The following is a 13,100-nucleotide window of genomic DNA, read 5'->3' as shown; positions in this document are numbered from 1 at the left end:
GAGCAAGCCCGCTCCCACATTTGGAGGGTGTTTGGCTGGAGATTTTTAGGGCAGTTCGAGGCCGCCGGCGGCTTTGTGCAGTTTGCGCAGGTGTTCGCCGACTTGCTTGAGGTTGGCCTCACACGCCGCAATCTCATCCGCCCGGGCCGGATCCAGCAGCGCCCTCACCTCTTTATCCAGATCACCGGTCAGCGATTGCAGCTGCTTCTGGCGTTCGGCGCTTTCCGATTCCAGGCGTTTGGCTTCGGACGGTTGCGGCAGGCCGTAGCCGCCGCTGCCGAGCAATTCCGCCGGGCGGCTGAGGAAGCCGCTGTTGGCGAGGATTTGTTGCAAGGTGTTGTTAGCCTTTTCCATGCCGCCGTTTTTCAGCTCGCGGGCGCCCAGGTAGCGTTGTTTGACTTCGTCCTGGGCCAGCATCAGTTGCTTGCGGTAGCTCGCCTGTTCCAGCAACAACAGTGCGGCGCTGGTGCGCAGGTCGGCCTTGTCGAACCAGGGGCGGCGTTCGGCGGCGCTGAGGGAGAGCCAGTCTTCGACCTGGGTCTGCTTGATCGGCAGGTGTTTGCGCAACACGTCGAACATCGCCTGGTAGCGCTCGCGGAACGAGTCGAAGTGGTAACCCAGGCGCAGGGCGTTGCGTTTGTCGTCGAGTACGCTGGTGTCGGCCAGGCCACGGGCGCTCAATACTTCGAGCAAGCCGTTGGGGGTGATGTTGTCCAGGCCGGTCAGCTGCGGGTTGGCGCTGCCGCTGCGCAACAATTTCAGGCTTTCGACCGCACAGTTGTTGGAGATGAAGAAGTAGTTGCCGTCGTAGCTCCAGTGCATCTCGGCGGCGTGTTCGACGGTGTCGTTGATTTCCTGGCGTGACAGTTTCAGCGGCACTGACGCCAGGCCGCGCAGTTCGGTCTTGGTGTATTCGTCGATCACCTGGGCCAGCGGCAACACGAACAGCCGCGAAGGGTATTTGCCCACCAGGCCGTCCCAGCTCGACAGCTGTACGTCACCGACGAACGCGCGGTAGGACAACACCAGGTGCTGGTCCAGGTCCAGCCGGCAATCCGGCCCGCGTGGGCGACCGGGCGCGCAGATCACCAGGCGCAACATGCTGTGGCCCCAGCGGCTGACCAGGTTCTGGTTGGCTTCGGCCAGCAGGTAGTCGATTTCGTAGACGCGTTCCGGGTCGATCTGGCCGAGCGGCGTCTTGGCGAAGTCGTTGCCGGCGTTCAGGAAGGCGTAGGTCTTGGCGCAGGTGTCTTGTTGCGGCGGTGCCCAGCCGAAGTGTTCCTGGTAATAGCGGAACAGCGCCGGGCGGCGGCAGGCGTAGCTAGGGTCGAGGAGGAAGTACTCCATGTTGACCGCGACGAATTCCAGCGGGCTGGTGGTTTCGTAGATGTCCGGGCTGCGGGCGACCTGGCGGTTGTGTTGTTCGCGCTCACCGCGACGGCCGACATATTGTGGCCAGCCAGCGAGGTCCAGCAGGCGAGGGTCGTCGCTGAGGGTAAAGCGGCGGCCATTCTGGCCACGGCATTGGTCGGGCAGGCCGATCAGGCCGGTGAGGTTGTTCTGGCGACTGCAACGGTTGATCAGGGCGCGGTCGTCTTTGGACCACAGGCGCGCACGGTCATAGATGTGGGTCAGTTCATGCAGCACGGTGGCGAGCATTTCCCGGCGCACGGTGCCGTGGGGGCGGTTGGTTTTCTGGGTGGCGGCGCTGCCGTCGGTCAGGCTGGCGAGCAGGTTGCTGTTGAGGTCCAACTCGGACACCAGGGAGGCTTGGCCGTAGGCATTCTCCGGCATCTTGTCGGTCCAGCCGACATCAATGCGCCGGTCAAGCTGCTCGATAAAGCGTGGCGGCAGTGCGCGCATCGCTTCGTCGAGCAACGCCTGGCTGGCTTGCTGCTGCGCCGGGCTCAAGCCGTCGGTCTTGAGCCGCAGTTGCAGGCTGGCCTGGGCTGCGCCTGCGCTGAGCAGGACAGTCCACGCCAGGAGCCAGGCGGTGAGGCGCCTCACAGAGCGAGGATAGCTTCGGCGAGGGTCTGGTCACTGGCGTCGCGGGCTTCGGGCACGCGGGTACGCAGGGTGTCGAAGGCGGCTTCGAGCTGTGCGCCACGGATCTCGCCGTTGCTGGCGACGAAGCTGGCGGCGTCGTCGTGGGCTTCGCGGACGATTTTCGAGTCGCGGATGGAGGTGGTGGTGTCCGAGGTGAAATCAATGGTGCGGCCGGAGGCGCGCACAATGATGTTACTGGTGGCCACCAAGGTCTGCGCCTGGGCAACGTCGGCCAACAACAGCAGGCCTAGGGTGGCGGCGATCAGCGGGCTACGCATGGAATGACTCCGAAATACAAAGATGATTATTGGACGAGAATTGCTTGCGCCAGTTCACGGTCGCTGGCGTTAAGTTTCGGGTGGCTGCGGCGCAGGTAATCCAGTGCGGATTCCAGGCGTGCTCCGCGCCATTGGCCGTCAGTGGCGATGAACGCGGCGGCGTCATCCTGTGCGGCCACGATTTTTCTGTCGAATGGCGCGGAGGTCACCTTACTGGTGGCATACGCGCTGGCGACGGTACCCTGGGTGGTCACGTCAAAGGCCGAAGCCAATGGCGACCAGCAGGCGGAAAATACTAAAGGGGCGATGAACAGGCGGTATGAAAAAGCCATGGGACTCGACAACTGAAAACGAGCGCCAAGGCTAGCGCAATGCCCCGGCGAGAGCCAGCGCCGAGGCATGCGGCCGGTTGTCAGATGGCCAGGATGGCTTGGGCCAGCTGGGCGTCAGTCGCGGTGTTCAGTTGGGGCGCTTGTTGGCGAATCTGGGCCAGGGCGCTTTCCAGCTTCACACCACGGATCGCGCCTTCGCTGGCGACGAAGCTGGCAGCGTCGTCACGGGCGGCGCGCACGACCTTGTTGTCACGCAGGGACGAAGTGGCATCGGACGTGGCGTCGGAGGTGGCTTTGAGCGCGCCGACGATCGAGTCAGTGGTCACGATCAAGCTGGTCGCATTGGCGTTGGCAGCGATTGCCAACAGGGCGGCAGCACTCAGCAGACGAAGACGGGACATGGGGTGACTCCTGTAGATGGACGGATAAGGTGGCGCAAGGCAGCCAATGTGGATCAGACGCCCGTACTACAAGGTTCGCCACGTAGTGGCTGGATATTAAGCCGCCGCTTATCCGTTCGGAAAGCCTCTTGACCGTCTAGTCACGCCAGAACGGCTTGGCCAGCTCGCTCATCCGATCAGCGGGGCTGATACCGAGGTCTGACAGTTCGCGATGATCGAGCTGCGCCAACTGGCGCCGTTCGTGGGCTTGGCGTGCCCATTTGGCAAGGGTGGAGAACAAGCGTTTGTAGACAGAAGTGTGGGTATCCATGGTTGGCGCCTTTCTTTCATGAGGTCCTGGAACACCATGTTGGGCGAGTCGATGTGACCGATACAGATACACCAATGCTAAATTGTACTGCTCAACTGTTTGATTTTTTAAACTGTACTGCTCTGCGTGCAGGGCTACTGTTTTTGCCGCCGAATAACCCAATCCCAGAAACAACAAAGCCCGCCTCCGGTCTCCCGGGGCGGGCTTTGTTTTGACAAATCAGGTTGCTGGCGGTGGACCCGGCAGGTCAGAGCCAGCGAGCGCTAAATCAGCGCCAGAACGGCTTGCTCAGCTCTTCGTAGCGTTGAGCTTCGCTGATACCGGCGTCAGCCAGCAGACGCGAATCCAGGCGAGCCAATTGGTGGCGGCTGGAGATGCGGCGCTGCCACAACATCAGGTTGGCGATAACGCGCAGAGGCAGGGAAGCCTGGGTGTTTACAGCTTTTTCTTCGAAGAACAGTTCGGAACTGAGTGTACGTTCCATGATGACATCCTTCCGCTTGTGGCGGGATTAGGTAGTGGTTTAACTGATGCCAATGATCCTCCTCCGACGCAAGACTCTCTAGATACAGTTCACCTGTATTGTGAGGGGCCAGTTAACTGTTTAAGGGGGCTGTACTGTACGGAAATGGGGCAACTGTACCTGTCTGCACTGAAACAGTGCGAAATAGGCATTTTCGGCAGGGTGTGTGGGATATTTCGGTAGGAAATGACCGGTACAGCAGTACAGTTTTTGCCATAAGTGGTGGTGGCAAGGCCGGGCTGATGAAACTGTATTTGCATCAGCCCGGATCTGTATCAATCACGCCTTGAGCATATGCCCGGTTTCTTCCAGGTTGATGTGCCAGCTCAGGGCTTCCCGCAGGATATGCGGGGTGTGCCCGCCGATGGCGCAGGCGGCGGCGAAGTAGGTGTTCAACGCATCGCGGTACGCCGGGTGTACACAGTTGTCGATGATTACCCTCGCGCGTTCGCGTGGCGCCAGGCCGCGCAAATCTGCCAGGCCGACCTCGGTCACGAGGATATCGACGTCATGCTCGGTGTGGTCCACATGGCTGACCATCGGCACCACGCTGGAGATTGCGCCGGCTTTGGCGATCGACTTGGTGACGAAGATCGCCAGGTGCGCATTGCGCGCGAAGTCCCCGGAGCCGCCGATGCCGTTCATCATCCGCGTGCCGCAGACGTGGGTGGAGTTGACGTTGCCGTAGATGTCGAACTCAAGCGCGGTGTTGATCCCGATGATACCCAGGCGACGCACCACTTCCGGGTGGTTGGAGATCTCCTGCGGGCGCAGTACCAGCTTGTCCTTGTAGTGTTCCAGGTTGCCGAATACGTCGGCGTTGCGGCGCTCTGACAAAGTGATCGAACTGCCTGAGGCGAAGCTCAGCTTGCCCGCGTCGATCAGGTCGAACGTCGAGTCCTGCAACACTTCCGAGTACATGGTCAGGTCTTCGAACGGCGAGTCGATCAAGCCGCACATCACCGCGTTGGCGATGTTGCCGATGCCGGCCTGCAGCGGGCCAAGCTTGTTGGTCATGCGTCCGGCGTCCACTTCCTGCTTGAGGAAGTTGATCAGGTGATTGGCAATGCCTTGGGTGTCGCTGTCAGGCGGTGTCACGGTGGACGCGGAGTCGGCCTGGTTGGTGATGACGATGCCGACGATCTTCTCCGGTGGGATCGGGATTGCGGTGCTGCCGATGCGGTCATCGACCTTCACCAACGGAATCGGCGTGCGGGTTGGCCGATAGGTCGGGATATAGATGTCGTGCAACCCTTCCAGGTTCGGGTTGTGCGCCATGTTGATCTCGACGATCACCTGCTTGGCAAAAATCGCAAAGCTGGCCGAGTTGCCCACGGAGGTGGTCGGCACGATGTGACCTTGCTCGGTGATCGCGACGGCTTCGATGACCGCAATATCCGGCAGCTTGAGCTGGTTGTTGCGCAGTTGCTCAACGGTTTCCGACAAGTGCTGGTCGATAAACATCACTTCGCCCGCGTTGATCGCCTTACGCAGGGTGCTGTCGACCTGGAACGGCATGCGACGGGACAGCACGCCGGCTTCGGTCAGTTGCTTGTCCAGGTCGTTGCCCAGGCTGGCGCCGGTCATCAGGGTGATTTTCAGCGGCGACGTCTTGGCGCGCTCGGCCAGGGCGTGGGGCACGGCCTTGGCTTCACCGGCGCGGGTAAAGCCGCTCATGCCGACGGTCATGCCGTCTTCGATCAGTGCGGCGGCGTCTGCCGCGCTCATGACCTTGTCTAACAACGAAGGCAAGCGGATGCGATCACGGTACATGGATTCTTATCTCAGGCTACGGAAGCAAGGTGCGCAGTTTAGTGATTTCAAAAAAATTCGGCCCGCTACCATGGTCGAATGCCGGGCAGCGATTTAGAGCCTTTGGTCGGGTTTCATGCGTGTGCAAAGCGGAGCGCGGAGCGTCCCTGGATGCATTCCCACGCTGAGCGTAGGAACGATCAATAAAAAACCCCAGCCTATCGCAGGCCGGGGTTTCGAGTATTGCGCTGGAGCAGTGTCACTCGACGGCTTTGACCATATCTTCGATGACCTTCTTCGCGTCACCAAAGACCATCATGGTCTTGTCCAGATAGAACAGCTCGTTATCCAGGCCGGCATAACCGCTGGCCATCGAGCGTTTGTTGACGATGATGGTCTTGGCCTTGAACGCTTCGAGGATCGGCATGCCGGCAATCGGCGAGTTCGGGTCGTTCTTGGCGGCCGGGTTGACCACGTCGTTGGCGCCCAACACCAGCACCACGTCGGCCTGGCCGAATTCGGAGTTGATGTCTTCCATCTCGAATACCTGGTCGTAAGGCACTTCGGCCTCGGCGAGCAGGACGTTCATATGGCCGGGCATGCGGCCCGCCACTGGGTGGATCGCGTACTTCACGGTGACGCCGCGGTGGGTGAGCTTCTCGGTCAGTTCCTTGAGCGCGTGCTGCGCTCGCGCCACTGCCAGGCCGTAGCCCGGCACGATGATCACCGTGTCGGCGTTGGTCAGCAGGAAGGTCGCGTCGTCAGCCGAGCCGGATTTGACCGGGCGGGCTTCTTTGGAGCCGGCTGCGGCACCTGCATCCGGCGCATTGCCGAACCCGCCGAGCAGTACATTAAAGAAGGAACGGTTCATCGCCTTGCACATGATGTACGACAGAATCGCGCCGCTGGAGCCCACCAGCGAGCCGGCGATGATCAGCATCGAGTTGTTCAGCGAGAAGCCGATACCCGCTGCTGCCCAGCCGGAGTAGCTATTGAGCATCGACACCACCACCGGCATATCGGCGCCGCCGATCGGGATGATGATCAACACTCCGAGCACGAACGCCAGGGCCAGCATCAGCGCGAAGGCGGTGAGGTTGCCGGTGAACATGAACGCCAGGCCCAGGCCCAGGGTCAGCAGACCGAGCACCAGGTTGATCTTGTGCTGGCCGCCGAACTGCACTGGTGCGCCCTGGAACAGGCGGAACTTGTATTTGCCCGACAGCTTGCCGAACGCAATCACCGAACCGGAGAAGGTGATGGCACCGATGGCTGCGCCGAGGAACAGTTCCAGGCGGTTACCGGCTGGGATCGCATCACCGAGGTGTTTAACGATACCCAGGGACTGCGGCTCGACAACGGCGGCAATCGCAATGAACACCGCTGCCAGGCCGATCATGCTGTGCATGAACGCCACCAGCTCCGGCATCTTGGTCATTTCTACGCGCTTGGCCATGATCGAGCCGGCGGTGCCGCCGACCAGCAGGCCGACGATCACGTAGCCGATACCGGCGGTAGCCAGTTCAGCACCCAGCTTATAGATGAGGCCCACGGTGGTGAGCACAGCCAGCGCCATGCCGAGCATGCCGAACAGGTTGCCGCGACGTGAGGTGGTTGGGTGCGACAGGCCTTTGAGGGCCTGGATGAAGCAGATCGACGCGATCAGGTAGAGCGTCGTTACCAGATTCATGCTCATTACTTCTGCACCTCTTCTTTAGCTTTGGGCGCTTTCTTCTTGAACATCTCAAGCATCCTGCGGGTAACCAGGAAACCGCCGAACACGTTCACTGCCGCCAGGGCCACGGCCAGGGTGCCCATGGTCTTGCCCAGCGGGGTCACGGTGAGGGCGGCGGCCAACATGGCGCCGACGATTACGATCGCGGAAATCGCGTTGGTCACCGCCATCAGCGGCGTGTGCAGCGCGGGGGTGACGTTCCAGACCACGTGGTAACCGACATAAATCGCCAGCACAAAGATGATCAGGTTGTAGATACCGGGGGAGATAAGCTCTTCCATCGTCTGAATCCCTGCTTAGGCGTTTTTGCGGATGACTTGGCCGTCGCGGCACATCAGGCACGCGGCGACGATGTCGTCTTCGAGGTTGATTTCAAACTGCCCTTCCTTGGTGAAGACCAGCTTCAGGAAGTCCAGCAGGTTGCGCGCGTACAACGCCGAGGCGTCGGCAGCGACAGCGCCGGCGAGGTTGGTCGGGCCGCAGATGATCACGCCGTTCTCCACTACAACCTGGTCGGCGACGGTCAACGGGCAGTTGCCACCTTGGGCGGCGGCGAGGTCGATGACCACCGAGCCGGGTTTCATCTGCGCGACGGTGTCGGCGCTGAGCAGGGTCGGCGCCTTGCGGCCCGGGATCAGTGCGGTGGTGATGACGATGTCGGCTTGCTTGGCGCGTTCATGCACGGCCAGGGCTTGGCGCTGCATCCAGCTGGTCGGCATTGGGCGTGCATAGCCACCGACGCCGACGGCGCATTCGCGTTCTTCATCGGTCTCGTAAGGCACGTCGACGAACTTGGCGCCGAGGGATTCGATCTGCTCTTTCACCGCAGGGCGCACGTCAGACGCTTCGATCACCGCACCCAGACGTTTCGCCGTGGCGATGGCCTGCAAGCCGGCAACGCCAGCACCGAGGATCAGCACGCGAGCGGCCTTAACGGTACCGGCGGCGGTCATCAGCATCGGCATGAAGCGCGGATAGTGATGAGCGGCGAGCAGTACGGCCTTATAGCCGGCGATGTTGGCCTGGGAGGACAGCACGTCGAGGCTTTGGGCCCGGGACGTGCGCGGCGCAGCTTCGAGGGCAAAGGCAGTGATGCCGTGCTCGGCGAGCTTGGCAATGGTTTCGTTGCTGAACGGGTTGAGCATGCCCACCAACACGGTGCCGCTTTTGATCAGCGTGAGTTCGCTGTCGCTGGGGGCTACCACCTTGAGAATCAGCTCGGCGCCAAACGCATCGTTGGCACTGCCAATGGTTGCGCCTGCCGTTTCATAGGCACTGTCAGTGATGCTGGCTTTAATGCCGGCGCCGCTTTGTACAGTGACCTTATGGCCCTGGCCGATCAGCTTCTTGATGGTTTCCGGGGTGGCAGCCACCCGCGTTTCACCGGTCTGGGTTTCGAGAGGAACACCAATGTGCACGTCAAATCTCCTGCATGATCTTTTTGCTTTTGATCTTTTTGTAAAAAGGCCAGTGCGCCGTGAGTGGCGCATCTGGGGCGGCCGATCAGCACGATCCCGCTGAAATGACAGCGGGGCGCGGCATTTTGCAGGCGAACTTTACGGCCTTCAAGGGATTATGACGGGTGACGAAAAATTAACTACAAGTCACCCTGTGACTGATTGTCGCAACACTCTGAAATAACCTCTTCAAATACATGGGTTTAAAGGGCTGCAGGCATTTCTCGGGTGTTTTTCCATTGCTGGTGTGAATAGTCGCGCATTGACCTATAAGTGTCGCTGAAGGCCATGAGAATCATGGCTTTGCGCCGTATTTTGAGCCGACAAGTACAGTCTGTTTAAATGCGACATATACGTATATCTGTAGGATCGTAATTTGTCTGACTACAAAGTCAATAAAGTCATTTCAGCCTTTAAATGCTGGGGCTATAGCGCTGTGACTGATCGATCAGCCAGTCCCTGAAGGCGTGTAGCGAGGCGGATTCGACTTTTCTGTCAGGAATCATCAGGTAATAGGCCTTCGCGCTGGTCAGGACCTCAGGGCTTGCAATCACCAGTCGCCGCTCATCCAGCTCGCGTTGAATAAGGAACGGCGGGATCAGCGCAATGCCCATGTCATGCATGGCGGCTTGGGACAGCATCGAGAATAGCTCGTAACGTGGGCCTGTCATGTCGCGGGGCACGTTCAATTGCTGTGCGTCGAACCACTGGCGCCACGCGTAGGGTCGGGTGGTCTGCTGCAGTAACGGCAGCTGCGCGATCTCCTGGGGGGAGAATTGTGTGCGGTTGCCCAAGAGGTGTGGGCTGCACACTGGGACAGGGTTTTCTCCCATCAGTCGGTGGGATTCTGTACCGGACCAATCGGCATCACCGAAGTAGATTGCGGCGTCGAAGTCGGTGTCGGCAAACAGGAACGGGCGGGTGCGGTTGGTGAGGTTGACCGTGACCTCCGGGTGCTGGCGTTGAAAGTCCTTGAGGCGAGGGATCAACCATTGGGTGCCGAATGTCGGGACCACGGCCAACTCGATGACGTTGGCGCCCTGCTGTCCCATCACGGACAAGGTGTCGCGCTCCACGGCATCTAGTTGGGTGGCCACGCGACGGCTGTAGGACAGACCGGCCTCTGTCAGCTTTACCCCGCGCCGTGAGCGCCGAAACAGCTCGACACTTAAAAACTCCTCAAGGCTGGCGATTTGTCGGCAGATGGCACCTTGCGTGATCGAAAGCTCGTGCGCCGCCTTGGTAAAGCTCTCGTGACGGGCCGCCGCTTCAAAACTGACAAGGGCGGTGGTGCTGGGGATTTTTCTGCGCATGTACCTTGTCCTCACATGTAAATCGTATGTGTGCAGCTGTTGAGCGTTTCGGAGTGAGAAATTAGCACAAGCCTATGCGGAAACCTCGTTTGCCCTCCTCGCTCGCTCGGCCTAGGCTCCATGCACGACTTCTGAATTATCTTTGCGAGGACTTATTCATGGCTGGCAAGGCAAGCTTCAACTGGATCGATCCACTGTTGCTGGATCAACAGCTCACCGAAGAAGAGCGCATGGTGCGCGACAGCGCTGAGCAATTCGCCCAGGACAAGCTAGCGCCGCGGGTGCTCGAAGCCTTCCGCCATGAAAAGACCGACCCGGCGATCTTTCGCGAGATGGGCGAGACCGGCTTGTTGGGGGCGATGATTCCCGAGCAGTACGGTGGCAGTGGCTTGAACTACGTCTGCTATGGGTTGATCGCGCGTGAAGTGGAGCGTGTCGATTCTGGGTACCGTTCGATGATGAGTGTGCAGTCGTCGTTGGTGATGGTGCCGATCAATGAATTTGGCACTGAGGCTCAGAAGCAAAAATATCTGCCGAAGTTGGCCTCGGGTGAGTGGATCGGCTGTTTCGGTCTGACGGAGCCGGATCACGGTTCCGACCCGGGTGCGATGATTACTCGTGCGCGTAAGGTGGACGGCGGCTACAGCCTGACGGGCGCCAAGATGTGGATCACTAATAGCCCGATTGCCGATGTGTTTGTCGTCTGGGGCAAGGACGATGCCGGGGATATCCGTGGGTTTGTCCTAGAGAAAGGCTGGAAAGGCCTGAGCGCGCCGGCGATCCACGGCAAGGTAGGCCTGCGTGCATCGATCACCGGCGAAATTGTCATGGATAACGTGTTTGTGCCGGACGAGAACATCTTCCCGGATGTCCGCGGCTTGAAGGGGCCTTTCACCTGCCTTAACTCCGCGCGTTATGGCATCTCCTGGGGGGCGTTGGGCGCTGCCGAGTTTTGCTGGCACACCGCTCGCCAATACACCCTTGATCGCCAGCAGTTTGGCCGACCATTGGCGGCGACCCAATTGATTCAGAAGAAGCTGGCCGATATGCAGACCGAGATCACCTTGGCCTTGCAAGGCTGCCTGCGGTTGGGGCGTATGAAGGACGAAGGGACGGCGGCGGTTGAAATTACTTCGATCATGAAGCGCAACTCCTGTGGCAAGTCCCTGGATATCGCACGGATGGCGCGGGATATGTTGGGCGGCAACGGTATCTCCGACGAGTTTGGCGTGGCCCGTCACCTGGTCAACCTGGAAGTGGTCAACACCTATGAAGGCACTCACGACGTGCACGCGTTGATTCTGGGGCGTGCGCAAACCGGTCTTCAGGCGTTCTATTAATAGGAGCACGGCATGGGCGCGCTTTCACATCTGCGGGTACTGGATTTATCGCGAGTGCTGGCAGGGCCTTGGTCCGGGCAGATTCTTGCGGACCTTGGGGCTGAGGTCATCAAGGTCGAGCGGCCGGGCAGTGGTGATGACACCCGGGCGTGGGGGCCGCCCTTCCTTAAGGATGCCTATGGCGAGAACACCAGCGAGGCGGCGTATTACTTGTCGGCCAACCGCAATAAAGAGTCGGTGACCATCGACTTCACGCGACCGGAGGGGCAGAAGCTGGTGCGCGACCTGGCGGCCAAGTCCGATATTCTGATCGAGAACTTCAAGGTTGGCGGTCTGGCGGCGTATGGGTTGGACTATGAGTCGCTCAAGGAGATCAATCCAGAATTGATCTATTGCTCGATCACGGGCTTTGGCCAGACAGGGCCTTATGCCGGGCGTGCGGGCTACGATTTCATGATCCAGGGCTTGGGTGGGCTCATGAGCCTGACCGGGCGACCTGAAGGTGATGAAGGTGCTGGGCCGGTAAAGGTTGGCGTGGCGTTGACTGACATCCTTACGGGGCTCTATTCGACCGTGGCGATCTTGGCCGCGCTGGCGCACCGGGATCACGACGGTGGGGGGCAGCATATCGATATGGCGCTGCTGGATGTGCAGGTGGCATGCCTGGCTAACCAGGCAATGAATTACCTGACGACGGGTGTATCGCCGAAGCGTTTGGGTAATGCGCATCCGAATATCGTGCCGTATCAGGACTTTCCTACGGCAGATGGCGATTTCATCCTGACCGTTGGGAATGACGGGCAATTCCGCAAGTTTGCCGAAGTGGCTGGGCAGCCACAGTGGGCGGATGATCCGCGCTTCTCTACTAATAGAGCGCGGGTGGCCAATCGTGCGGAGCTGATTCCATTGATTCGCCAGGCGACGGTCTTCAAGACGACGGCTGAATGGGTGGAGCAGCTGGAGCAGGTTGGCGTGCCGTGTGGGCCGATCAATGATCTGGCGCAGGTGTTTGCCGACCCGCAGGTCAAGGCGCGTGGCTTGGCGATGGCGTTGCCCCACGCGCTGGCGGGGATGGTGCCTCAGGTGGCCAGCCCTATACGACTGTCCAAGACGCCGGTGGAGTATCGTAGTGCGCCTCCACTGTTGGGGGAGCATACGGCTCTTGTGTTGCGTGAGGTGCTTGGTTTGGGGGAGGCGAATGTGGCGGCTTTGAGAGAGGCTGGGGTTATCTGATACAGCTCTTCTATATAGAAGGGGCTGAGTTGGTGGTTTTTTAATCAATTTTGGCTAATTGATAGAAAAACCAAATTAACGGTTGACGGCAGATTTCAGATGTCTATAATTCGCCCCACTTCCGGCGCAGTCGAAACGGAAAACTCCTTGGTAAACAATGAGTTATGTAGGTTTCGGCAGCAGGTTGCTTCAGTTCATCGAAGCGCGAAGGAAGTTGAAAAAGAGGTGTTGACAGCAGCGTGTAACGCTGTAGAATTCGCCTCCCGCTGATGAGAGATCTGAAGCGCAAGTGGTTGAAGTTGTTGAAGAATTCTTCGAAAGCTTCTGAAAATAATCACTTGACAGCAAATGAGGCTGCTGTAGAATGCGCGCCTCGGTTG

Annotated in this window: 13 protein-coding genes and 1 pseudogene; 2 read left to right on the top strand and 12 right to left on the bottom strand. The window is 59.7% G+C overall.

Annotated features, from left to right (window positions below; all coding sequences use genetic code 11):
* Positions 1-45 precede the first annotated feature (45 nt).
* From ACZRMO_RS05105 to ACZRMO_RS05055, 11 genes are all read right to left on the bottom strand, one after another.
* Positions 46-2,007: a DUF7844 domain-containing protein gene (locus ACZRMO_RS05105; protein ID WP_463972134.1), complete on the bottom strand. Its 1,962-nt coding sequence runs from the start codon at positions 2,005-2,007 to the stop codon at positions 46-48.
* On the bottom strand, positions 2,004-2,324 hold the full coding sequence (locus ACZRMO_RS05100; RefSeq protein ID WP_124527105.1) for a DUF2388 domain-containing protein: 321 nt from the start codon (positions 2,322-2,324) through the stop codon (positions 2,004-2,006). Before ACZRMO_RS05100 ends, ACZRMO_RS05105 begins: the two co-directional genes overlap by 4 nt.
* A 26-nt stretch (positions 2,325-2,350) precedes the next feature.
* Entirely contained in the window at positions 2,351-2,656 is a 306-nt protein-coding gene (locus ACZRMO_RS05095) for a DUF2388 domain-containing protein (protein ID WP_124527106.1), read from the bottom strand.
* Positions 2,657-2,736: 80 nt separating this feature from the next.
* Entirely contained in the window at positions 2,737-3,057 is a 321-nt protein-coding gene (locus tag ACZRMO_RS05090; RefSeq protein ID WP_124527107.1) for a DUF2388 domain-containing protein, read from the bottom strand.
* Between the two features lie 136 nt (positions 3,058-3,193).
* Positions 3,194-3,367 carry a DUF1127 domain-containing protein gene (locus ACZRMO_RS05085; protein ID WP_463972133.1) on the bottom strand — a complete coding sequence of 58 codons (174 nt, stop codon included), beginning with the start codon at positions 3,365-3,367 and terminating at the stop codon, positions 3,194-3,196.
* Between the two features lie 268 nt (positions 3,368-3,635).
* Positions 3,636-3,851, bottom strand: coding sequence for a DUF1127 domain-containing protein (locus tag ACZRMO_RS05080; protein WP_012721550.1), 216 nt, complete (start codon positions 3,849-3,851; stop codon positions 3,636-3,638).
* 318 nt (positions 3,852-4,169) lie between these two features.
* A complete protein-coding gene (locus ACZRMO_RS05075; protein ID WP_463972132.1) occupies positions 4,170-5,663 on the bottom strand; it encodes an acetyl-CoA hydrolase/transferase family protein in 1,494 nt (497 codons plus the stop codon).
* Positions 5,664-5,901: 238 nt separating this feature from the next.
* On the bottom strand, positions 5,902-7,338 hold the full coding sequence (locus ACZRMO_RS05070) for an NAD(P)(+) transhydrogenase (Re/Si-specific) subunit beta (RefSeq protein WP_150674601.1): 1,437 nt from the start codon (positions 7,336-7,338) through the stop codon (positions 5,902-5,904).
* Complete coding sequence (locus ACZRMO_RS05065) at positions 7,338-7,658, bottom strand: NAD(P) transhydrogenase subunit alpha part 2 (RefSeq protein WP_003233786.1); 321 nt, start codon at positions 7,656-7,658, stop codon at positions 7,338-7,340. The genes ACZRMO_RS05070 and ACZRMO_RS05065 overlap by 1 nt, the downstream gene beginning before the upstream one ends.
* A gap of 15 nt (positions 7,659-7,673) precedes the next feature.
* Positions 7,674-8,795 (bottom strand): Re/Si-specific NAD(P)(+) transhydrogenase subunit alpha, encoded by a 1,122-nt coding sequence (locus ACZRMO_RS05060; protein WP_463972131.1) that lies wholly within the window; start codon positions 8,793-8,795, stop codon positions 7,674-7,676.
* Positions 8,796-9,247: 452 nt separating this feature from the next.
* Positions 9,248-10,147 carry a LysR family transcriptional regulator gene (locus tag ACZRMO_RS05055; protein WP_463972130.1) on the bottom strand — a complete coding sequence of 300 codons (900 nt, stop codon included), beginning with the start codon at positions 10,145-10,147 and terminating at the stop codon, positions 9,248-9,250.
* 158 nt (positions 10,148-10,305) lie between these two features.
* Here ACZRMO_RS05055 and ACZRMO_RS05050 point away from each other — a divergent pair, with 158 nt between their 5' ends.
* Positions 10,306-11,487: an acyl-CoA dehydrogenase gene (locus tag ACZRMO_RS05050; protein ID WP_207045697.1), complete on the top strand. Its 1,182-nt coding sequence runs from the start codon at positions 10,306-10,308 to the stop codon at positions 11,485-11,487.
* A gap of 12 nt (positions 11,488-11,499) precedes the next feature.
* Complete coding sequence (locus ACZRMO_RS05045; RefSeq protein ID WP_463972129.1) at positions 11,500-12,720, top strand: CaiB/BaiF CoA transferase family protein; 1,221 nt, start codon at positions 11,500-11,502, stop codon at positions 12,718-12,720.
* A gap of 189 nt (positions 12,721-12,909) precedes the next feature.
* Here the strand turns inward: ACZRMO_RS05045 and ACZRMO_RS05040 are convergent.
* A pseudogene (locus ACZRMO_RS05040) lies at positions 12,910-13,100 on the bottom strand (hypothetical protein); the annotation flags it as partial.

The sequence above is a fragment of the Pseudomonas sp. B611 genome (genome assembly GCF_055407965.1).
Note: the sequence above shows the minus strand (reverse complement) of the source record. Positions and strands in the feature narration are given on the sequence as shown.

Bases quoted from the DNA above. Each gene is read 5' to 3' on its own strand.
- ACZRMO_RS05080 (WP_012721550.1), bottom strand. From the start codon at position 3,851: ATGGAACGTACACTCAGTTCCGAACTGTTCTTCGAAGAAAAAGCTGTA.
- ACZRMO_RS05100 (WP_124527105.1), bottom strand. From the start codon at position 2,324: ATGCGTAGCCCGCTGATCGCCGCCACCCTAGGCCTGCTGTTGTTGGCC.
- ACZRMO_RS05085 (WP_463972133.1), bottom strand. From the start codon at position 3,367: ATGGATACCCACACTTCTGTCTACAAACGCTTGTTCTCCACCCTTGCC.
- ACZRMO_RS05050 (WP_207045697.1), top strand. From the start codon at position 10,306: ATGGCTGGCAAGGCAAGCTTCAACTGGATCGATCCACTGTTGCTGGAT.
- ACZRMO_RS05070 (WP_150674601.1), bottom strand. From the start codon at position 7,338: ATGAGCATGAATCTGGTAACGACGCTCTACCTGATCGCGTCGATCTGC.
- ACZRMO_RS05045 (WP_463972129.1), top strand. From the start codon at position 11,500: ATGGGCGCGCTTTCACATCTGCGGGTACTGGATTTATCGCGAGTGCTG.
- ACZRMO_RS05095 (WP_124527106.1), bottom strand. From the start codon at position 2,656: ATGGCTTTTTCATACCGCCTGTTCATCGCCCCTTTAGTATTTTCCGCC.
- ACZRMO_RS05055 (WP_463972130.1), bottom strand. From the start codon at position 10,147: ATGCGCAGAAAAATCCCCAGCACCACCGCCCTTGTCAGTTTTGAAGCG.
- ACZRMO_RS05090 (WP_124527107.1), bottom strand. From the start codon at position 3,057: ATGTCCCGTCTTCGTCTGCTGAGTGCTGCCGCCCTGTTGGCAATCGCT.
- ACZRMO_RS05065 (WP_003233786.1), bottom strand. From the start codon at position 7,658: ATGGAAGAGCTTATCTCCCCCGGTATCTACAACCTGATCATCTTTGTG.
- ACZRMO_RS05075 (WP_463972132.1), bottom strand. From the start codon at position 5,663: ATGTACCGTGATCGCATCCGCTTGCCTTCGTTGTTAGACAAGGTCATG.